Source organism: Streptomyces sp. NPDC002825 (assembly GCF_040295385.1).
GTDB lineage: Bacteria > Actinomycetota > Actinomycetes > Streptomycetales > Streptomycetaceae > Streptomyces.
Genome location: NZ_JBEOVH010000024.1, coordinates 42,154 through 61,290 on the forward strand (window position 1 = coordinate 42,154; position 19,137 = coordinate 61,290).

The 19,137-nt window shown below is 71.9% G+C and carries 20 protein-coding genes and 1 pseudogene; 10 read left to right on the forward strand and 11 right to left on the reverse strand.

Features of this window, described 5'->3' with window-relative positions; all coding sequences use genetic code 11:
* Positions 1–196 precede the first annotated feature (196 nt).
* On the reverse strand, positions 197–391 hold the full coding sequence (locus tag ABT041_RS26735) for a hypothetical protein (RefSeq protein WP_351188684.1): 195 nt from the start codon (positions 389–391) through the stop codon (positions 197–199).
* A gap of 117 nt (positions 392–508) precedes the next feature.
* Here ABT041_RS26735 and ABT041_RS26740 point away from each other — a divergent pair, with 117 nt between their 5' ends.
* Both ABT041_RS26740 and ABT041_RS26745 read left to right on the forward strand, forming a co-directional pair.
* The gene (locus tag ABT041_RS26740; protein ID WP_351188686.1) at positions 509–1,249 is read left to right on the forward strand and encodes a helix-turn-helix domain-containing protein; all 741 of its coding nucleotides are present in this window, start codon (positions 509–511) and stop codon (positions 1,247–1,249) included.
* A gap of 5 nt (positions 1,250–1,254) precedes the next feature.
* Complete coding sequence (locus ABT041_RS26745; protein WP_351188688.1) at positions 1,255–1,725, forward strand: NUDIX domain-containing protein; 471 nt, start codon at positions 1,255–1,257, stop codon at positions 1,723–1,725.
* Between the two features lie 60 nt (positions 1,726–1,785).
* Here ABT041_RS26745 and ABT041_RS26750 read toward each other — a convergent pair whose 3' ends face one another.
* Positions 1,786–1,989, reverse strand: coding sequence for a hypothetical protein (locus tag ABT041_RS26750; RefSeq protein WP_351188690.1), 204 nt, complete (start codon positions 1,987–1,989; stop codon positions 1,786–1,788).
* A 321-nt stretch (positions 1,990–2,310) separates the two neighbouring features.
* A complete protein-coding gene (locus ABT041_RS26755) occupies positions 2,311–3,885 on the reverse strand; it encodes a recombinase family protein (protein ID WP_351188692.1) in 1,575 nt (524 codons plus the stop codon).
* A 42-nt stretch (positions 3,886–3,927) separates the two neighbouring features.
* Between ABT041_RS26755 and ABT041_RS26760 the strand changes: the two are divergent.
* Positions 3,928–4,062, forward strand: a pseudogene (locus ABT041_RS26760) (exodeoxyribonuclease III); the annotation flags it as partial.
* A 219-nt stretch (positions 4,063–4,281) separates the two neighbouring features.
* Here the strand turns inward: ABT041_RS26760 and ABT041_RS26765 are convergent.
* Positions 4,282–4,743: a hypothetical protein gene (locus tag ABT041_RS26765; RefSeq protein WP_351188694.1), complete on the reverse strand. Its 462-nt coding sequence runs from the start codon at positions 4,741–4,743 to the stop codon at positions 4,282–4,284.
* Between the two features lie 77 nt (positions 4,744–4,820).
* Here ABT041_RS26765 and ABT041_RS26770 point away from each other — a divergent pair, with 77 nt between their 5' ends.
* The 3 genes from ABT041_RS26770 to ABT041_RS26780 all read left to right on the forward strand — a co-directional run bounded on the left by ABT041_RS26770 (position 4,821) and on the right by ABT041_RS26780 (position 7,592).
* Positions 4,821–5,042: a hypothetical protein gene (locus tag ABT041_RS26770; RefSeq protein ID WP_351188696.1), complete on the forward strand. Its 222-nt coding sequence runs from the start codon at positions 4,821–4,823 to the stop codon at positions 5,040–5,042.
* Positions 5,043–5,262: 220 nt separating this feature from the next.
* Complete coding sequence (locus tag ABT041_RS26775; RefSeq protein WP_351188699.1) at positions 5,263–5,961, forward strand: response regulator transcription factor; 699 nt, start codon at positions 5,263–5,265, stop codon at positions 5,959–5,961.
* Positions 5,958–7,592: a HAMP domain-containing sensor histidine kinase gene (locus tag ABT041_RS26780; protein ID WP_351188702.1), complete on the forward strand. Its 1,635-nt coding sequence runs from the start codon at positions 5,958–5,960 to the stop codon at positions 7,590–7,592. Before ABT041_RS26775 ends, ABT041_RS26780 begins: the two co-directional genes overlap by 4 nt.
* 4 nt (positions 7,593–7,596) lie before the next feature.
* Here ABT041_RS26780 and ABT041_RS26785 read toward each other — a convergent pair whose 3' ends face one another.
* The 6 genes from ABT041_RS26785 to ABT041_RS26810 all read right to left on the reverse strand — a co-directional run bounded on the left by ABT041_RS26785 (position 7,597) and on the right by ABT041_RS26810 (position 12,924).
* A complete protein-coding gene (locus ABT041_RS26785) occupies positions 7,597–7,962 on the reverse strand; it encodes an SH3 domain-containing protein (protein WP_351188705.1) in 366 nt (121 codons plus the stop codon).
* Between the two features lie 380 nt (positions 7,963–8,342).
* A complete protein-coding gene (locus tag ABT041_RS26790; RefSeq protein ID WP_351188708.1) occupies positions 8,343–9,575 on the reverse strand; it encodes an ABC transporter permease in 1,233 nt (410 codons plus the stop codon).
* On the reverse strand, positions 9,572–10,291 hold the full coding sequence (locus tag ABT041_RS26795; RefSeq protein WP_351188711.1) for an ABC transporter ATP-binding protein: 720 nt from the start codon (positions 10,289–10,291) through the stop codon (positions 9,572–9,574). The genes ABT041_RS26790 and ABT041_RS26795 overlap by 4 nt, the downstream gene beginning before the upstream one ends.
* On the reverse strand, positions 10,288–11,625 hold the full coding sequence (locus ABT041_RS26800; RefSeq protein ID WP_351188714.1) for a peptidoglycan-binding protein: 1,338 nt from the start codon (positions 11,623–11,625) through the stop codon (positions 10,288–10,290). Before ABT041_RS26800 ends, ABT041_RS26795 begins: the two co-directional genes overlap by 4 nt.
* Positions 11,626–11,630: 5 nt before the next feature.
* Positions 11,631–12,215: a hypothetical protein gene (locus ABT041_RS26805; protein WP_351188717.1), complete on the reverse strand. Its 585-nt coding sequence runs from the start codon at positions 12,213–12,215 to the stop codon at positions 11,631–11,633.
* Between the two features lie 79 nt (positions 12,216–12,294).
* A complete protein-coding gene (locus ABT041_RS26810; protein ID WP_351188891.1) occupies positions 12,295–12,924 on the reverse strand; it encodes a MerR family transcriptional regulator in 630 nt (209 codons plus the stop codon).
* A 214-nt stretch (positions 12,925–13,138) separates the two neighbouring features.
* Between ABT041_RS26810 and ABT041_RS26815 the strand changes: the two genes are divergently transcribed.
* The 4 genes from ABT041_RS26815 to ABT041_RS26830 all read left to right on the forward strand — a co-directional run bounded on the left by ABT041_RS26815 (position 13,139) and on the right by ABT041_RS26830 (position 16,825).
* Complete coding sequence (locus tag ABT041_RS26815; protein WP_351188720.1) at positions 13,139–14,662, forward strand: flavin-containing monooxygenase; 1,524 nt, start codon at positions 13,139–13,141, stop codon at positions 14,660–14,662.
* Positions 14,659–15,588 carry an alpha/beta fold hydrolase gene (locus tag ABT041_RS26820; RefSeq protein ID WP_351188722.1) on the forward strand — a complete coding sequence of 310 codons (930 nt, stop codon included), beginning with the start codon at positions 14,659–14,661 and terminating at the stop codon, positions 15,586–15,588. The genes ABT041_RS26815 and ABT041_RS26820 overlap by 4 nt, the downstream gene beginning before the upstream one ends.
* Positions 15,585–16,475 (forward strand): SDR family oxidoreductase, encoded by an 891-nt coding sequence (locus ABT041_RS26825; protein ID WP_351188725.1) that lies wholly within the window; start codon positions 15,585–15,587, stop codon positions 16,473–16,475. Before ABT041_RS26820 ends, ABT041_RS26825 begins: the two co-directional genes overlap by 4 nt.
* A gap of 164 nt (positions 16,476–16,639) precedes the next feature.
* A complete protein-coding gene (locus tag ABT041_RS26830) occupies positions 16,640–16,825 on the forward strand; it encodes a hypothetical protein (protein ID WP_351188727.1) in 186 nt (61 codons plus the stop codon).
* A 63-nt stretch (positions 16,826–16,888) separates the two neighbouring features.
* Here ABT041_RS26830 and ABT041_RS26835 read toward each other — a convergent pair whose 3' ends face one another.
* Positions 16,889–19,030, reverse strand: a complete 2,142-nt coding sequence (locus ABT041_RS26835) for an FG-GAP-like repeat-containing protein (RefSeq protein ID WP_351188730.1) — start codon at positions 19,028–19,030, stop codon at positions 16,889–16,891.
* Between the last annotated feature and the right edge of the window lie 107 nt (positions 19,031–19,137).

A 19,137-nucleotide genomic window follows, 5' to 3' on the forward strand; every position in this document is an offset into this window, starting at 1 on the left:
TGGGGGCGCTAAACGCGGTTCACGCTTTCTGGCGGGGCCAGCCATTCACGGCCCCCGCCTTCGGGCGCCGTAGGGCGCTTCTGGCGCTCGCTCGGGAGCTGGGCGGGGTCCTCGTAGTCCAGAATCACGTCCCGCAGGACGCCGACCCGTCCCGCGCGGTCTTTCACACGCTGCCCGATGTCCGCCGAGGTGACCATCAGTGCCCCTCGGGGTGGCGCCGCATGAAGATGTTGCAGTCGCTGACGGTCGACCCGTCGCCCACGACGCGAGCACGACCCCGTACGGCAGCCAGTTCAGCGCAACCCGCGCACCCCTCGGCGGGGTCGGGCTCCCGCTCCAGGTCCAGCGGCAGTTCGATCGGCGGGGTGCTGTAGCGCGTGGGCTCGCTCATGGCGCGATCGTCGCGCCGGTCGTCAGGACGGGGGAACCTCGTACGTTTCCCACTTCGGGACGTCCCGTCGCGTGTAGAACGTCCCTCAGGATGCCCGGGAGTCGAGGGGGCGCACGTATGCAGAACGAGCGACTTCGAGCCGTCATGGAGGCCGGCGGTTGGACGCACGCCGCTCTGGCCGACGTCACGGGCGTCGACCCCAAGTCCGTGGAACGGTGGGTCAACCTCGGGCGCACTCCGCGCCGGGCAACTGCACTGGCGGCAGCGGAAGCGCTCGGAGAGGACGTGCATGCCCTGTGGCCGGCACTCCGGCAGGCGCGTGCCGCACGCGCCGTGAGCCCCGAACTCGTCGCCTTGTACGGACAACGGGCGGATCTTCCCGTGTCGGTCTTCGTCGATCTCTTCTCCCAGGCACGGCAGCGAATCGACGTGCTGGTGTACGCGGCCGTCTTCCTGCACGAGGCGTACCCCCGCCTCAATGACCTCCTGTGTGAACGGGCCGACGACGGATGCGCGGTCCGCATCGCGGTGGGTGACGCCGACGACCCCAACGTCCAGCAGCGCGGACGGGAAGAGAAGTTCGGCCACGGTATCGAATCCCGCTGCCGACTCGCGCTCCTGCACTATCGGCCCCTCGCGGACGTACCGGGCATCGAGCTGCGCACCCACGGAACGACCCTCTACAACAGCCTGTACCGCGCCGACGATCAGATGCTGGTCAACGGACACGTGTGGGGCGTCAACGCCTACGGCGCGCCCGTGTGGCACCTCCGGCGCCACGGCGACGGGGGCATGTTCGACACCTACGCAGGGAGCTTCGACGCCGTATGGGAAACGGCCCACCGCGTGGAAGGCTGAGCACCGTGGCCCGAACCGAGTACTACGACGATCCGAACGCCCCCCGGCCGAACAGCCTGGTCGTGGCAGCCTCTGCCGTCGTCACCGATGGGGAGGGCCGCGTACTCCTCCAGCGGCGCCGGGACAACGACTTGTGGGCGCTCCCGGGCGGAGCCATGGACATGGGCGACTCCCTGCCCGGCACGGCCGTGCGAGAGGTCAAGGAGGAGACCGGTCTGGACGTCGAGATCACGGGACTCGTCGGCACGTACACGGACCCCCGTCATGTGATCGCGTACAGCGACGGAGAGGTGCGCCGACAGTTCAACGTCTGCTTCATTGCCCGGGTCGTCGGCGGCGCCCTGGCCATCTCCGACGAGAGCACGGAGCTCCGCTTCGTGGCGCCGGAAGAACTCGACTCGCTTCCCATGCACCACACGCAGCGGCTGCGCATCCGGCACTTCCTGGAGCACCGCGTCGCCCCGTACCTGGGATAGGGCCACCGGTCGCGGTGGCGTCACTGCCCCAGCCGACTACGTGCACCGGCCAGCAGTTCATCAGGAGTAGAAGCCCTGGCCGTAGTCCTCCCGCCTCAGAGTGAAGTCGTCCGGACGATCACGACGAAGCTTCTCGTATCGCTGCGCGAAGATGTCGATCGCCTCGTGAAGCGTGCAGCCCGACGCTTCGCGGATCGCCATGAGCGCGGAGATGATCCGCTGCTCCAGGATGTCGCGGTCTACGGCCTCGGGCAGATGTTCCATGGGGCCGCGAGCCTACCCGGCATGGATGACCGACTTCTGTGGCACAGGACAACGCCCCACAGAAGCACCCTGATCAGCCACGCGATAGTTTCCCCTCCCACACGTGCTGGTCGATGGCGGAAGGGGGGCACCGCCCACCCCTTCCGCGCAAGCGGACGTGGTTGCGGGTCTCGTCGCCCCACTCCCACGCGAGCACACTGCGCGCTGCTCCCCGCTCGGCGGCGCGGGGCTGCGATGGCGGAGTGACGAATGGAGCCCCTGATCTGTTTTTCTCGTACTTTTCTATGTGCAATCAAAAAAGTAGGGAGAACCGTCACTCCGTCATCGCTCTGCCTCTGTGAGCGGGAGCCGCGAGCGGTGCTCAGGCTGTCTGCCGCTGCTTTTCTCTCGGCCGGGGAAAGCGATCGACAGGCGCTCCAGTGCGCGGCGCTTCATGTCCACCGGGCGCCCCCCGCGCTGGCCCTTCGCGCACTCCAGGCGGGTCCCGGTGTCGAGCAGCATGAACCGCCGTTCCCGGGCGTCGGCGATCCTCCAGTAGTCGGCGTAGGTCTTCCCCGTGGGAACCAGTTCCGTGCGTTCCTTCTGCACCGGAGTCGCTTCGAGGACCTCGGCGCGGCCCTCCAGCGCGTCCACCTGCTCCTGCCAGATGGCGAGGCCGACGCGTGATCGCCTGGATTCGCGAACGGCGTACAGCTCACGGAGCTCGGTGGTGATCTCCTCCAGTTCGGGGCGGGGGTCGTAGCCGGGGTACGTCACCTGCTCCAGTACGGGGAAGCCTCCCCACTCCTTCAGGAACTCCCGCTCCGCGTACTCCTCCACCCAGTCGGTCTTGATGGCTGCCGGAGCCTCGCAGGGGAGTCCCTTGGTGCGGGTCCGGCATACGTAGACCGAGTAGCCGTGTGCGGGGACCCGGTACATGCGGCCCTTGCAGGAGGCGCAGTGCAGAACACCGAGCAGGAGCGCGCCCGTGTCCTTGCGGGTCCCGGCTGCCCCTTTGGGGCGCTCACCAAGGGCAGCCTTGATCTCCTCGAACCGGTCTCGCGTCAGAACCGGGTCGGCGGTGATGCTCACCGGCAGGCCGTTGCGGTCCCGGACGACGGAGCCCGCGTAGGTCTGGTGGCCGAGGAGCGACGGGGACAGAAGGACACGCTTGACGGTCTGGCCGACCCACTTGCGCCCCTTCGGAGTCCGCCCCTGCCGAACGTCGTTCCAGTCGCGAGGCGTCAGGATGCCCTCGCTGTTCAGATGGAACGCGATGGCGTTCGGGGCGCTGCCGTCCAGCAGCATCCGGATCATCGTCTCGATGGCTTCGACGCGCTGCGGGTCCCGGGCCAAGGTCCACCCCTCGCCGGCCGGACGCTGCACGGGCATGTATCCGTATGGAGGGAGCCCTCCGGAGTACCGCCCCATGGCCCGAAGCGCCGCATTGGCGCTCGTGACGCGCTCCTTGATGGCCTGGCTCTCCATCTGCGCGGCGAAGGCCAGCAGCATGATGATCAATTCGGACATGATTGAAGTCATGTCCAGCTCCAGTGAGCTGCCTCCCGGGCCCTCCGCGAAGACCAGCCGCTTGCCGTGGCGCTTCGCCCAGCGCGTCAGCTCGGCCATGTCGCCCATGGAGCGGACGGCGCGGTCCAGACGCCACCAGATGATCACGTCGAAGTCGTCGGGCCTGGCCAACCAGTCGCCCAGTTCCGGCCGTTCGAACGGGGTCGTCCTGGTGGCGGAGACGTCCAGATCCTCCGCGTAGCCGACGACCTCGGCGCCAAGTCGTCTGGCCTCCGCCTGACCGGCTTCCCGCTGGCGCTTCGGCGATGTCGACTCGTCTGTCCTGACGCTCAGTCGTACCGCGACGAGTGCCCGCAGGCGTGGGTGATCGTTATCCGTAAGGGTCATGCGAGTCCCCCTCCCGGAGCAAACTGTATCTTCATTTCAATGGGTTGGCGGATCGACTACCAGATCGCCACCCCCGGACTCGCCGCCAAGGCCGTAAAGGCCTACGTCGAGCGGGCCGCCACCCACGGCGAGCGCTGGAGCGACCACGCCCCTGTGACCGCCGTCTACGAGGTCTAGTGCTGCATCAGCCAACGTTTGCCCTGCACGTACGTCGGGACATGGATGCCAGCGGCCACCCGACGCTTGGCTGGCCGCCGGAGACGATCGAGGAGTACCGGGCGCAGCAGCTTCAGGAGTAGGCGTCAGAGGCTTGACCAGCCGAGGAGAAACAGAACCCCGCGGACGCGACGCCCACGGGGTTCTGCCCTGCTCGGCCGGCCGAGTGGGAGGTCGGCGTCACTTCCCGCACTTGACCTTGAAGCCGTCCAGCAGAGCCTTGCCGGCATCGGAGTTGTCACGTACATACACGCTACCGCTGATGCTGATCGAGGTGTCACTGATCGAGATGGGCTCGCTGCCGGTCCGCTCGTTGCGGGTGTCCTCTCCAGCGACCGTCCAGATGATCTGGGACTGATCCTTGTTGAACTCGCCGGTGCTGGTCACGTCCGGCTTCTCATAGACACCATCGCAGTCGTACTCATGATGCGAGACGCTGTTGCCCTTGACAACCAACTGGCCGAGGTCGGACGTGCCGTTGACGTCCTTGATGTAGTAGGTACCGTCGCGCTTGCTGCCGCTGCCGCTGGCGCTGTCGCTGCTTCCGCTGCAGGCGGTGAGTATGAGTGAGCCCGCGGCCAGGGCCCAGATGGACACGGCGATCTTGGCCTGCGTCCTACGAGTGGTCCTGGTGATGCCCATGGCGTTCCCCGTTCGTTCGTTCTGGATAGTCGGTTTGAGATAGAAGGCGGGTCAAAACATCCTATGGATAACTGGCTTTGACTGACCCGGACCGCCTGTCAGGCGCCTTCTCGGAGGTTGTTGAGCCGATGCTCAGTCAGCGCGAGCGCGACCTCGGCCTGATTGAGCGCGTGTTCGCCGTCCTGGATGCGCCAGTGCAGACGCTGCACGGGCGGGGCGTCTGCTCCTTTGACAGCCAGGTCGCCGAGTTCACGCAGCTCCGCCTACGCTCCCTGCATCTGTTCCTCGTGGTGTGCTGACCGGATCCTGAGGCGGCCGGCCCGCTCTTCCCACCTTCGTTGCGCGAGGGGGTGGTCGACGGCATCAGCCACGAGGGCCTTCGGGTCCTGCTCCATCTGGAGGAACAAGAACGCTGCCGATGAACGGCTACGCGATCTCGTCAAGGGCGAACGTTGCCTGATGTGGCACTAGTACGCGGTACGGTGCTGGGCCATTGACGGGACCGGGTGGGGGGCATCGTTGAGCGCGCGCATTCTCATCGCCGAGGACGACGAAAAGCAGTCGCGGCTGATCCGGATCTATCTGGAGCGGGAGGGGAATGCCGTCCAGGTCGTCGCCGACGGGCGCGCGGCTCTGGAACGGATTCGGAGCGCCCGGCCGGATCTCGTCGTTCTCGACGTGATGCTGCCTTTCGTCGACGGGCTCGACGTGTGCCGCATTCTCCGCTCCGAGGGATCCGACGTCCCGATCCTGCTGCTCACCGCCCGCAGCACCGAGGAGGACATGCTCCTCGGCCTCGACCTCGGCGCCGACGACTACCTCACCAAGCCGTACAGCCCGCGCGAGCTCACCGCCCGGGTCCGCGCCCTGCTCCGCCGCTCCCGGGCCACCGGCGCGGCCGCCCGCGAGGAGCTGCTGCGGGTCGGCGAGGTCGAGCTCGACACCGCCCGCTTCGAGGTCCGGGTCGCCGGCCGCCCGGTGGCCCTGACCTCGAAGGAGTTCTCCCTCCTCGAGGTCCTGGCCCGCGAGCCGGGCCGGGTCTTCACCCGGGCCCAGATCATCGAGCGGGTCTTCGGCTTCGACAGCGACGTCCTGGAGCGCACGGTCGACGTCCACGTCCGCAACCTGCGGCTGAAGATGGAGGACGATCCCGGCCGGCCCCGCCATCTGGAGACCGTGTACGGGCGCGGATACCGGCTCTCCGACGAGGCAGCGTGAGCTTCCGGCTGCGGGTCTTCTCGCTCGTCCTGCTCGTCGCCGTCGCCGCCAGCGGCGCCACCGCCTGGCTGACCCTGCGGCAGCTCACCGGACAGGTCCGCGAGTCCGCCGCCGCCGACCGCGAGTCCATCGCGGCCATCACCGAGGAACTGCGCGCCTACGGAGCCGGCCACGGCACCTGGGAGGGCGTCGCCGCCACCGTGCGCACCCTCGCCGAGGAGACCGGGCAGCGCATCCGGATCAGCACCGACCGGCAGGGCCAGCTCGCCGACTCGGACACCCTCCTCGGCCGCGACCCGCGCCCCGGCGGCACCGCGCCCGCCCTCCTCGTCGACCCGAGGCCCGAGCTGGAGTTCCCCGCGGAGTGGGAGACCGGCTCGATGCGCAAGGTGACGTCCACGGTGATCGCCCGGTACGGCGCCAACGTCACCTACGCGGCCTGCCTGACCCGGCTCGGCCAGCCGGTCACCGTCCTGCGCGGCAAGTTCGGCATGCCGCTCTACCGGGCCGGCGGGCAGTCCCCGGCCGGGCCCTGCGTCGACGGCTCGGGCACCGTGCGTCCGGCCGACATCACCGCGGCCGAGGCCTGCCGCGCCACGGGGCGCGCCCAGGCGCTCGCCTGTCTGCGCCGGGTCTTCACCGAGCGCACCGCCGCCGTCGGCCCCCAGCCGCTGACCGTGCGGCTCGGCGCCGTCGACGACGCCGGACAGACCCTGGCCGCGGGACCGACCGTGCTCGTCGCGGCCGGGGTGGCCGCCGCCGTCCTGGCCTGCGCGCTGCTCCTCGGCCGGGCCGTCCTCCGCCCCGTACGCGCCCTCACGGCGGCCTCCCTGGGGCTCGGCGAGGGCGACCTGGGGCGCAGGGTGCCCGCCTCCGGCAAGGACGAGATCGCGGAGCTCGGCCGGTCCTTCAACCGGATGGCCGGCTCCCTCCAGGACAGCGAGGAGCGGCAGCGCCGGCTCGTCGGGGACATCGCCCACGAGCTGCGCACCCCGCTGGCCAACCTGCGCGGCTATCTGGAGGCGCTCCGGGACGGCGTCCTGGAGGCCGACGCCGAGCTGCTCGACTCGCTGCACGAGGAGGTGCTGCTCCAGCAGCGGATCGTGGACGACCTCCAGGACCTGGCGCTCGCCGAGGCGGGCGCCCTCACGTACCACCGCAGGCCGCTGGACGCGCGGGAGCTGGTCGAGGCCTGCCGGACCGCGCACAGCGCCCGGGCGGCGGCGGCCGGGGTCGCCCTGGAGGTGGCGGGCGCGGGCCCCGGCACCGTACGGCTGCACGGCGACCCGGACCGGCTGCGCCAGGCCCTCGGGAACCTCGTGGGCAACGCGGTGCGGCACACGCCGCCCGGGGGCCGTGTGCGGCTCGAACTGGGCGAGCGGGACGAGATGGTGCGGATCGCGGTGGGGGACACCGGCAGTGGCATCCCGGCCGCCGACCTGCCGTACCTCTTCGACCGCTTCTGGCGGGCGGACGCGGCCCGCGGGCGGGCCACCGGCGGCAGCGGGCTCGGTCTTTCGATCGCCCGGCAGATCGTGGCGGACCACGACGGGGCCGTCGAGGTGACGTCCGAGGTGGGCGTGGGGTCCGTGTTCACGGTGGTGCTGCCGGCCCCGGTCGCCCACCCGTAGCGGTTCAGCAGGGGAGCGGGGAGCCGTAGCCGTTCAGGAGGCTGTCCTTGATCCAGCCGGAGATGCCGGTGGTCTCGTCGCGGACGTGCGACCAGGTGCCGTCCTGACCGGCCACCCAGCAGTGCAGGACGAGGCTGTGGCTCGTCTGCGCCTGGCCGAGTGCGACGCACTCGGTCGTCGGGCCGCTGCGGATGTTCACGTAGTCCGTGTTCGTGCTGCCGGCCCGGCCGTCCCTGTTGGCCCAGGCCGGGCTGGTACAGGCGGCGGCACCTTCCGGCGCGGCCACGGCCGCCGTGGCGGGCAGGACCAGGCCGCCGGTGGCCGCGACGGCGGCGAGGGCCGTCGCGGCGAGCTTCGTCCGAGGACGCATCGATCTCTCCTGAACTCGTGGTCGTTCCCGCCCGGCGGGGCGCCGGACGGGCGTGCGGGTTCGTTCGAGTGCGGGGAGAAGAATTGCCCGGAGGGGAGAGAGCGTTCAACGGGCGGACAGGGTGTCGGCTTCTTTTCGGCGGTGGATATCCGGCAGGGCCGGGAGCGGCGTTCCGGGGGTGTTGCGGGCGACGACCGGAGCGGCTTCCGCCTTCCGTTCTCCGGGCTCGCGGTGCCCGTGACGGGGGCCCGGGGGCGGGCGATTCGCTTCCGGTCCGCCGGAATTCCGGAGTCCGTGCCCCGGGGAAACGACGGGAAGCGGCCAACCCCGTCCCGGGTGGTGCCCGGACGAGGTTGGCCGCTTCCCGGGGGCCGCGCTCCTCAGGTGCCGGCCAGGGCCACCGTCGGCGCCAGACGGCTCGCCCGTACCGCCGGATAGAGCCCCGCGATCACCCCGATCACCAGCGTCGCCCCCACCCCGGCCGCCGTCGCCCACGCCGGGACGACCGTCGGCCAGTTCCGGCTCACCGCGTACGCGGCGGTGATCACCGTCCCGAGGACGGTCCCGCCGAGGCCGCCGATCACCGACAGGAGCAGGGACTCGGTGACGAACTGGGCGCGGATCTGGCCCCGGGTGGCGCCGAGCGCCCGGCGCAGCCCGATCTCCGGGCGCCGTTCGAGGAGGGAGATCACCATCGTGTTCCCGACGCCGACCCCGCCGACGAGCAGCGCGACGCCGCCGAGGCCGAGGAGCAGACCGGTCAGCGCCGACTCGGTTGCCTCGCGGGCCGCGAGCGCGTCCGAGGGCCGGGAGACCCGCACCTCCGCGGGCTTCTCCGGGTTCGCCGTGGCCGGCAGCACCGCCCGTACCACCGCGACGGCGCTGTCCTCGGTGCGGACGTAGACCGTCGAGGGATGACCGTCGAACCGCAGGTACGTCCGGGCCGCGGGCCCGCCGACGAGCGCCGCGCCGTCCAGCTCGGGAGCCAGCGGTACGGGGTCGAGGACGCCGACCAGGGAGAACCAGCGGCCGCCGATCCACAGCCGGTTCCCCGGGGTGTACACGTCGAGCCGCTGGGCGGCCGTCGCGCCGAGCACGACCGCCGGGTAGCGCTCGGTCGCCGCGTCCAGCCAGCGCCCCCGGCGCACCTGCCCGCCGACCGCGGGGAGCAGGCCGTCGTCCGCCGCCAGGACGGAGAGGGAGCCGGTGCGGCCGACCGCGATCCGCTCGTTGCGGTAGATCTTCGCGTCGACCCTGCCGGTGGCGGCGACCTCACGCACCGGCGGGATGCGGTCGACCATGCGGACCGCCTCGGCCGGGAGCTTCGTCTGCTGCCCGTTCAGGGTCGTGCCGGGCTCGACCCGCAGGAGGTTCGTGCCGAGCGCGTCGAGCCGGCGGTCCACCTCCGCCTGGCCCGAGCCGGAGATGCCGACCACCGCGATCATGGCGGCCACGCCGATCGCGATGCCGAGCGCGGAGAGGAACACCCGCAGCGGGCGGGTGCGCAGACCGGTGCCGCCGAGCCGGACGATGTCGGCGGGGCGCAGCCGGGCCGGACGGAGCTGTGTCCGCCTGTCCGTCGCGCTTCTTCTGCCTCGGGGGGCGGGGATCATCCGTGCGCTCCGATCGGATCCGTGGCGCCGTCCGCGACCACCCGGCCGTCGCGCATCTCGATGCGGCGGGGGAGCGCGGCCGCGATCTCCCGGTCGTGGGTGATGACGACGACGGTCGTGCCCGAGGCGTGCAGCTCCCGCAGGAGCGCCAGGACGGCCGCACCCGACGCCGAGTCCAGGTTCCCCGTCGGCTCGTCCGCGAGCAGGACCGCCGGGCCGCCGACCACCGCCCGCGCCACGGCGGCCCGTTGGCGTTCGCCGCCCGACAGCTGGTGGGGCAGATGGTGGACGCGGTGGCTCAGCCCGACCCGGGCCAGGGCCGCCGCCGCACGCGCCCGGCGGCGGCGCAGCGGGATCCCGGCGTACAGCAGGCCGTCGGCGACCGAGTCCAGGACCGGGACGCCGACCGCCAGGTGGAACTGCTGGAAGACGAAGCCGATCCGGGTCGCCCGCAGCGCCGACACCTCCCGGTCCGTCAGCTCCGCCACGTCGTGGCCGTCGACCAGGACGTGGCCGGCGGTGGGCCGGTCGAGGCTGCCCATCAGGTTCAGCATGCTGGACTTGCCGGAGCCCGACGGGCCGACGATCGCGACGAGTTCGCCCCGCCGGACGCGCAGGCTGACGTCCCGGACCGCCGCCACGCCCCCGGGGTACGTCTTCGAGACCTGCCGGAACTCCACGACGGCGTCGGGGGCGCAGACCGTGCCCGTGCTCACTGCGGGATCCTCACCTTCAGGCCCGCGCGGAGCGCCGGACCGCTCACCTCGACCATGCCGTCGGCGAAGAGGCCCGTGCGGGCGGCGACGAAGCGGCCGTCCTCGGTCTCCAGGCCGTGGCCTCCCTCGGCGAGCGCCACCAGGGCCGCGACCGGGACGGTCAGGACGTTCTCGCGCTTCCTGCCCACGTACTCGACGGAGACCGGGCCGCTCTCCAGGCGGCCCAGGGAACGCTGGTCGGGGATGGTGATCGTGACCGGGACCGTCGGCGGCGTACCGCTGTCGCCTTCCCCCTCGGGCGGGGCCGCCTGCCTGCCGACCGAGGCGACCTCGCCCTTCACGGGGGTGCCGTCGGGCAGCCCGACGGTGACCTCGCTGCCGCGCACGGCCCAGGAGGCTTCGAGGGCCGAGGCGTCGACGACGACCTTGCGGGTCGTGCCGGTGTGGCCGAGGACGTTCTCGCCGGCCGCGGCGCCGAGGCGGACGCCCGCCTGGCCGAGGCGGATCCGGCCGGTGGAGTACACGACGTCCCCGAGGCCGATCCGGCCGGTCTCGGGAAGGCCCAGGGACTTCTGCCAGCGTTTGACGGCCCGTTCGGTGCCGGAGGTGAACTTCTCGTCGACGGTGAAGCCGGTGTAGCCGAGGGCGGCGAGATTGGACTCGAACTGGAGGACGTCCATGCCGCGGAGGGGCTGGGGGGAGGCGGAGGCGGGGGGTGCGGGCTGGGTGTCCGCGCCTGTACTCGTGCCCGTACCGGTACCCGTGCCGGTGCCTTTGTCCGTACCCGTACCTTTGCCCGTACCCGTACCCGTACCCGTACCCGTACCCGTACCCGCACCTTTGCCCGTGTCCCCGCCGCCCTCCGACGCCGGCGGGGTCGCGGTCGTCATGCCCAGCTCGCGGTACATCGGCAGCGTCCCGTACAGCAGGACCACCGGCCGGTCGTCCACGCGGAGCAGGGTGTCCCCGCGCTCGGCGGTCGTGCCCGCCTCCGGGAGCCAGGTGACGGTGCCGGAGGCCTTGACCGGCAGCGGGATCTCCGCGCCGTAGCCCAACCGGCCCTCGACCTTGGTGCGTTCGACGAGGGTCTGCCGGGCGACCGGGACCGTGGAGCCGGCCCTCGGCGGGGCGGTGGGGCCCGCGCCCCCGCCGCCGCCCAGGCCGAGCCGGCCGACGACGGCGACTCCCGCGACCACGACGCAGGCGGCGGCGACGAGGACGGTACGGCTCCGCCGGCGGCGCGGGGCGCGCGGGGGAGCCGTCCCCTCCTGCACCGGCTCCGCCTCCGCCTCGCCCGCCGTCTCCTCGTCCCTGTCCGTGAAGATTCCGCTCACCGTGCTCAGCCCTTGCCCGGGCCCTGCTCGACGGGGTCGCCGGTGAGCGGTCGGCAGGTGCGGGCGGCCTGCTTGGCCGCGGCGCTGGTGGAGTCCCACGGGACGTCCCCGTACACATGGCCGTCGGGCTCGGGGTCGGGGAAGTCGGGGGCGCCGTTCTTCTGCATGCAGTCGGCGAACTCGAACTGCTTCTTGATCTGTTCGGGGGTGAGCTTGGGGGCGGTCCTGCGCTCGATCTCGGCGGGGACCGGCACCTGGAACTCGGCGCACTTCATCGAGGCCCTGACGAAGACCGGGTTCTTCTTCAGGCTGCCGTCGCCCAGTTCGACGCGGCCGTCGGCGTCGGGGTCCGGGGCGTCGAAGCCGTTCTCCCGCATGCACTTCACGAAGGCGCGCTGGGACTCGACGTACGCGCCGACCTCGTCCTTGCCGTTGCCGCTGCCGGCCGTGGTCTTCCCCTTGCCGGCGGTGGACGTGCCGTCGCCGGCCGTCGGGATCTTCCCGGCCCCGTCGTCTCCGCCCCCGCCGCAGCCGGTCAGCGCGAACGCCATGACCGCGGCGACGGCCGGCAGCAAGCGGTTCGTCCTCATCGGTTCTCCCGTTCCTCGGTAGGTGCGGCCGACCGTAGGGCGGAGGTGATGAAGAACTGTTGAAGAACCTGTCAGGCGGTCATGAGGCCGGTCCTCCGGGGCGCAGCCGCCGGTCGAGGGCCATCGACAACTCGGCCTCGACCACGCTCTTGGCGAGCGGGCGCAGCCGCCACAGGTCGTCGTCCTCGGCGTGGGTGCGCAGGAGTTCGGTGAAGAGTTCGGCGAGGGCGTCGGCGTGTTCGCGGACGCGGGCGCCCGCCTTGAGGACCTCGGCGAGCGGGACGCCCTCCCGGACGAGGGCGGCGGAGACGTCGAGCAGCCGGCGGCTGATGTGGACGATCTCCTCGCCGTCGGTGACGAGGTAGCCGAGGTCGAGCGCGGCGGCGAGGTTCTCGGCGGTGACCTCGCCGGCGAAGTGGTCGGCGAGCTCCTCGGGGGTGAGGCGGACGGGCTCCTCCTCGGAGGGGGCGGGCAGCGCGAGGACCTCGCGGACGTTGCGGCCGCTCTCGAAGGCGGCGGTGAGGTCGGCGATGCCGTTGAGGGTGTGGCCGCGCTCCAGGAGGGCGGCGATGGTGCGCAGCCGGGCCAGGTGGTTGTCGTCGTACCAGGCGATGCGGCCCTCGCGGCGGGGCGGTGGGATCAGGCCGCGCTCGCGGTAGAAGCGCAGGGTGCGCACGGTGATGCCGGCGGCGGTGGCCAGCTCTTCCATGCGGTACTCGCGCACGCCTGCCCCCGCGGCCTCGTGCGGGCCGTCCTGTGCGCCCGTCTCGGGACGTGATCCTTCTGCCACACCCGCCAGCCTATGTTGTACCGCCGGTAACTTTCCCTCGTCGTACCCCTACCGCTCGGTATGGAGCTGCTCTACAGTCCCGACTGTGCCAGTGATTGCTGGCGGAATCTTGGCCGGGCGCACGGGAGGCGGCATGGCGAAGCACGAGCACGTAAGGGTGGCGGTGATCGGGTCGGGATTCGGCGGCATCGGGGCCGCCGTCCGGCTCCGCCGCGAGGGGATCACCGACTTCGTCGTCCTGGAGCGGGCCGACTCCGTGGGCGGCGCCTGGCGCGACAACAGCTACCCCGGCTGCGCCTGCGACGTCCCGTCCCACCTCTACTCCTTCTCCTTCGCGCCCAACCCGGACTGGCCCCGCACCTTCTCCGGACAGCACCACATCCGCGCCTACCTGGAGCACGTCACCGACACCTTCGGGATCCGCCCGCACCTGCGCCTGAACCACGAGATGCTCCGGGCGCGCTGGGACGCGGAGACGCTGCGCTGGGAGATCGAGACGAGCGGCGGCACCTTCAGCGCCGAGGTCCTCGTCTCCGCCGCCGGACCGCTCTCCGACCCCAAGATCCCGGACATCCCCGGCCTCGCCGACTTCCCCGGCAAGGTCTTCCACTCGGCGCGCTGGGACCACGACTACGACCTGCGCGGCAAGCGCGTCGCCATGGTCGGCACCGGCGCCTCCGCCATCCAGATCGTGCCCGAGATCCAGCGCGAGGTCGGAAGGCTCACCCTCTTCCAGCGCACGCCCCCCTGGGTCATGCCCCGCATGGACCGCTCGATCAGCGCCCCCGAGCGCTGGCTCCACCGCACGCTCCCGGCCACCGCGACCCTGCGCCGGGGCATCCTCTGGGGCATCCGCGAGCTCCAGGTCGGCGCCTTCACCAAGCACCCGAACGAACTCGGCCTGGTCGAGAAGCTCGCCAAGGCCAACATCGCGCGCTCCATCAAGGACCCGGAGCTGCGGGCCAGGCTGACGCCCTCGTACCGGATCGGCTGCAAGCGGATCCTGCTCTCCAACACGTACTACCCGGCGCTCGCCCAGCCCAACGTGGACGTCGTCGCCGCCGGGCTCCGCGAGGTCCGCGGCTCGACCGTGGTCGCCGCCGACGGCACCGAGACCGAGGTCGACGCGATCGTCTTCGGCACGGGCTTCCACGTCACCGACATCCCGATCGCCGAGCGCGTCACCGGCGCCGAGGGCCACACGCTCGCCGAGTCCTGGAAGGACGGGGTCCAGGTGCTGCGCGGGGCCACCGCCGGCGGCTTCCCCAACCTCATGATGATCATCGGGCCGAACACCGGCCTCGGGAACTCCTCCATGATCCTGATGATCGAGTCCCAGCTGAACTACCTGGCCGACTACCTCCGCCAGATCGACCTGCTCGGTGGCCGCGCCGCCCTCGCCGTCCGCCCCTCCGCCGTGAACGCCTGGAACCGCAAGGTCCAGACCCGGATGGAGCGGACCGTGTGGAAGTCCGGCGGCTGCAACAGCTGGTACCTCGACGCCAGCGGTCGCAACACCACCCTGTGGCCGGGCACCACGGCCGAGTTCCGGCGCGAGACCCGGCAGGTCGACCTCTCCGAGTACGAGGTGATCCGCGCGACGGAACCGGCCCCCGGGCCCGCCCGTACCCCCCGGAAGAAGGAGACCGCCAAGTGACGCTCCACAGCCTTCCCGCCCCCCGCGCGCTCACCGCCGTCTCCGCCGACGGCACCCCCGTCCACGTCGAGGTGTACGGCCCCGAGGACGCGCCCGCCGTCGTCCTGGCCCACGGCTGGACCTGCTCGATCGCCTTCTGGGCCGAGCAGATACGGTCCCTCGCCGCCGACCACCGGGTCATCGCCTACGACCAGCGCGGCCACGGCCGGTCGCCGGCCCCCGCCGCGACCGGCGGCGCCGGCTACTCCACGACGGCGCTCGCCGACGACCTGGAAGCCGTGCTCGCCACCACCCTCGGTCCCGGCGAGCGCGCCGTCCTGGCCGGTCACTCCATGGGCGGCATGACGATGATGGCCGCCGCCGCGCGGCCCGGCTTCCGGCAGCACGCCGCCGCCGTCCTGCTCTGCTCCACCGGGCCCTCCCGGCTGACCGCCGAGGCCACCGTCGTCCCGCTGCGGCCCGGCGGGCTGCGCAGCCGGCTGACCGCGGCCGTCCTCGGCTCGAAGGCACCGCTCGGCCCCGTCAACGCCGTCTCGAAGAAGATCCTGAGGTACGCGACGATGGGACCGGGTTCGTCGCCGGACAAGGTCGAGGCCTGCGCCCGCATCGTGCACGCCTGCCCGCGCGGCGCCCGGTACGGCTGGTCGCAGGTCCTGGCCGGGCTCGACCTCGAACCGGGCCTGCGGGAGCTCCGGGTGCCGGTGGCCGTGCTCGTCGGCACCGCAGACCGGCTCACCCCGGCCGTCCACTCCCGGGCGATGGCGGAGGCGCTGCCGCACTGCACGGGCCTCGTCACGCTGGCCGGCATGGGCCACATGACACCGGTGGAGGCCCCCGAGGCCGTCACCGCGCAGATCCGCGAACTGACCCTCACGTACCTGGGCGTCGGCCTGGGCGTGCAGAAGAACGAGGAGGCAGGGGCATGAGCAGGGTGAGCCTGGAAGGACAGGTCGCGGTCGTCACCGGCGGCGCCCGCGGTGTCGGGGAGCTCCTCGCCCGCAAGCTCTCCGCGCGCGGTGCGAAGATCGCGCTCGTCGGCCTGGAGCCGGAGCAGCTCAAGGAGGTCGCCGGGCGGCTGCACACCGAGGCCGACTGGTGGCACGCCGACGTCACCGACCACGAGGCGATGGCCCGGGTCGCGGCCGAGGTGAAGGAACGGTTCGGGAAGGTCGACATCGTCGTCGCCAACGCCGGTGTCGCGGCGGGCGGTCCGTTCGTCGACTCCGACCCGGCCGCCTGGCGGCGGGTCATCGAGGTCAACCTGATCGGCGGGGCGGTGACGGGCCGGGCGTTCCTGCCGGTCCTCATGGAGTCCCGGGGGTACTTCCTCCAGATCGCCTCGCTCGCGGCCATCACCCCGGCCCCGATGATGACGGCGTACTGCGCCTCCAAGTCGGGCGTCGAGGCGTTCGCGCACAGCCTGCGCGCCGAGGTCGCGTACAAGGGCGTGAAGGTCGGCGTCGGCTATCTGTCCTGGACCGACACGGACATGGTGCGGGGCGCGGACCAGGACGACGTGATGAAGGAGCTGCGGCAGCGGCTGCCGTGGCCCTCGAACCGCACGTACCCCCTCGGCCCCGCCGTCGACCGGATCGTGGCGGGCATCGAGCGGCGCTCGGCCCATGTGTACGCACAGTGGTGGCTGCGCGGGATGCAGTCCGTCCGCGGCTACCTGCCGAGCCTGATCGCCACGGTGGGACAGCGCGAGATGCGGCGCTTCGAGCCGCGCCTGGGCTCGGTCTCCAAGGGCCTGGTGGGCGCGGGCGGCGCGGCGGACGAGCAGGCGCGGGCGGAGGGGTCGGCCTCGCGGTAGCGGTCGGGAGGGGTCGGCCTCGCGGTAGCGGTCGGGAGGGGTCCGCCTCGCGGTAGCTGTCCGTAACTGATCGAAATGCGTGGCGTGTTCGCTCGTGCGAGGCTGGTCGAGGCCGGAGAGGCACACTGCCCCGGCCCCTCTCACCCTTCTAGGAGTGAACTTCCATGGGCATGCAGGACCAGTTCAAGGACAAGACCAAGCAGGCCGCCGAGAAGGCCAAGCAGGCCGCCGGCAAGGCGAAGGACGAGGCCTCCCAGCGCGCCTCCAAGGGCCGCGAGCGCGCCGACGACGAGACCCGCCGGGCCCAGCAGGCGGAGCAGGACCGCTTCGACATGGACTACGACGCCTGACGTCGGCCCGTCCTTGCGGAAGGCGCACCCGGGAGACCGGGTGCGCCTTCACCTGTGCCGGGGTCAGGCGATGCCGTTGAACGGGCCGCCGCCGAGGGTCACGCTCGCGGACTGCGCGGGGAGCATGGGGGCGCGCCAGTCGCCGGTGCCGCGGTGGAGGTACTCGCCGGTCGGGCCGAAGCCGATGACGTCGGGGCGGCCGTCCCTGTTCGCGTCGCCGACGCCGACGATCTGGCTGTACGCGTTCCAGCCGGCGCCGACCTTCACACGGCTCGCGAAGGTGCCGTCGCCCTTGCCGAGGTAGAGCCAGAGGACACCGGCCTTGTCGCGGGCCAGGAGGTCTCCGGCGGGGCCTCCGGCGAGGTTCCCCGTGGCGGTGAGCTGGTTGTAGATGCCCCAGCCGTAGCCGATCTTCTTGCGCGGCGCGAAGGGCGCGGTGGCGCTGCCCGTGCCCTTGTAGAGGTACAGGTCGCCCGCCTTGTCGGTGGCGACCAGGTCCGCGCGGCCGTCGCCGGTGAGGTCGGAGCCGCCCGCCAGCTCGGTGTAGATCTGCCAGCCGCCGCCGATCTTCGTCCGGGTGCCGAAGCCGCCGGTGCCGTTGCCCTGGTAGAGCCACAGCACGCCGGCGGTGTCCCGGCCGACGAGGTCGCCGACCGTGGAGCCCGCGAGGTCTCCCGTGGCCTCGATCCGGTCGTAGATCTGCCAGTTCGTGCCGATCTGCCGGTGCGGATCGGCCTGGAGCCTGGTGCCGTAGGAGGTGTCGGCCCGCCAGAGGCGGCCGGCCCCGTCGCGCAGGACGACGTCGGGGGCGCCGTTGTCGTCGAAGTCGTGCGGCTTGGGCGTGCGGGTCACGGTGAAGGAGCCGGTCGCGGTCGCGGTCGGGCCGATGCCGTTGAGCGGACGGGCGGTCAGCTCCCAGGTGTAGGCGCCGTTGTACTCGCCCTGCCACTCGAAGGCCGTGGTCCGCCGGCCCAGCGTGTAGTCGTTGAACATCTCGGCTTCCCCGGTCCGGGTGTGCCGCAGGGTGAGGTTCACCTCGGCGTTCGGCCGGGACAGGTTCCAGGTGAACTTCGCCTTGCCGCCGTTCTGGTCGAGGTCGACCAGGTCCGGGAGGTCGTTGCCGGTGATCTGCAGTTCGGTGGGCTCGCCGGTGGTCGCCTCGAAGGTGACGACCGGGGTGTTGTCCCCGTCTGCCGTGATCTTGTACATGCCCTCGCCCTGGGCGAGGCTGCCGCCCCGCACGTGCAGGCTGCCGTCGCCGGCGGGGGCGGCCGAGGTCAGGTGGTCGAGGAGCTTCACCGACTCCTTGGTGGCCGGGTTGTACGCGGTGAGGGCGAACAGCGGGCTCGGGGCTTCGGCGGTGGAGGCGCCCGGGTCGCCGTAGACCACCCAGCCGCCGACGAGGTCGACCCGGAGGCTGCCGGGCGCGTCCACGACCGGGACCTCCTGGACGGTGTCCGTGGCGCGGTCCAGGAGGAAGAGCGCGGGGACCTCGTCGTTGACGCCGGTGCCCGTGGTCCAGGCGACGTGCGTCGCGGAGACCGCGCCGATCGTGGCGCCCGCCGGGAGCTCGTGGATCTCGTCGACCGTGTCGGTGGCCAGGTCGAGGAGACCCCACTTCTTCACGCCGCCCACGGTGAACCGGACCAGGGCGTCGTCGGGGGTGCCGGGCGAGATCTCGACCGCGGTCGCCCCGTCCGGCAGACCGGCGACGGGGACGGTGCCGCCCGCCCTGGTGTGCTTGCGCAGGTCGGGGCCGACGGTGGTGAACACGGCGTCGGCGGCCGAGCCGACGAACACGGGCGTGCCGGTCAGCGGGTCGAGGGGGACCTCGAAGATCGACATGGTCGTCAGGTCCCGGACCGTGACCTGATAGTGCCCTTCGAAGACCAGGTAGTCGTTGGTCCGCGTCGAGTTGAGGTAGGTGCGGGCGCCGTAGCCGGTCCCGGTGTCCTGCCCGTACCAGGCGAAGCGCCTCGTGGTGCTGCCCGGGGTCTGGGTGAGGAAGCCCTTCACACCGGCGCCGACGAGGACGGAGTCCTTGGGGAAGGCGAACGGGGTCGCGGCGGTCTCCGCCGTGACGGTCGCCGGAGCCGTGGGCGCGGCCGTCGCGGGCACGGCCAGTGCGCCCGCACCGAGGGTCACGGCGAGAACGGTGGTGACGGCGGCGACCAGGCGCCGGCGGTTCGAGCGGGCGTGAGGCACGGTCTTTTCCTCCCAGAGCATTGGCGCACTGCGCGCCACACTCGGTCAGACAGGCGACCGGCCGAAAAGTTGTACGCGCCGGGTGACCGGTTTTCGTACGGTGATCA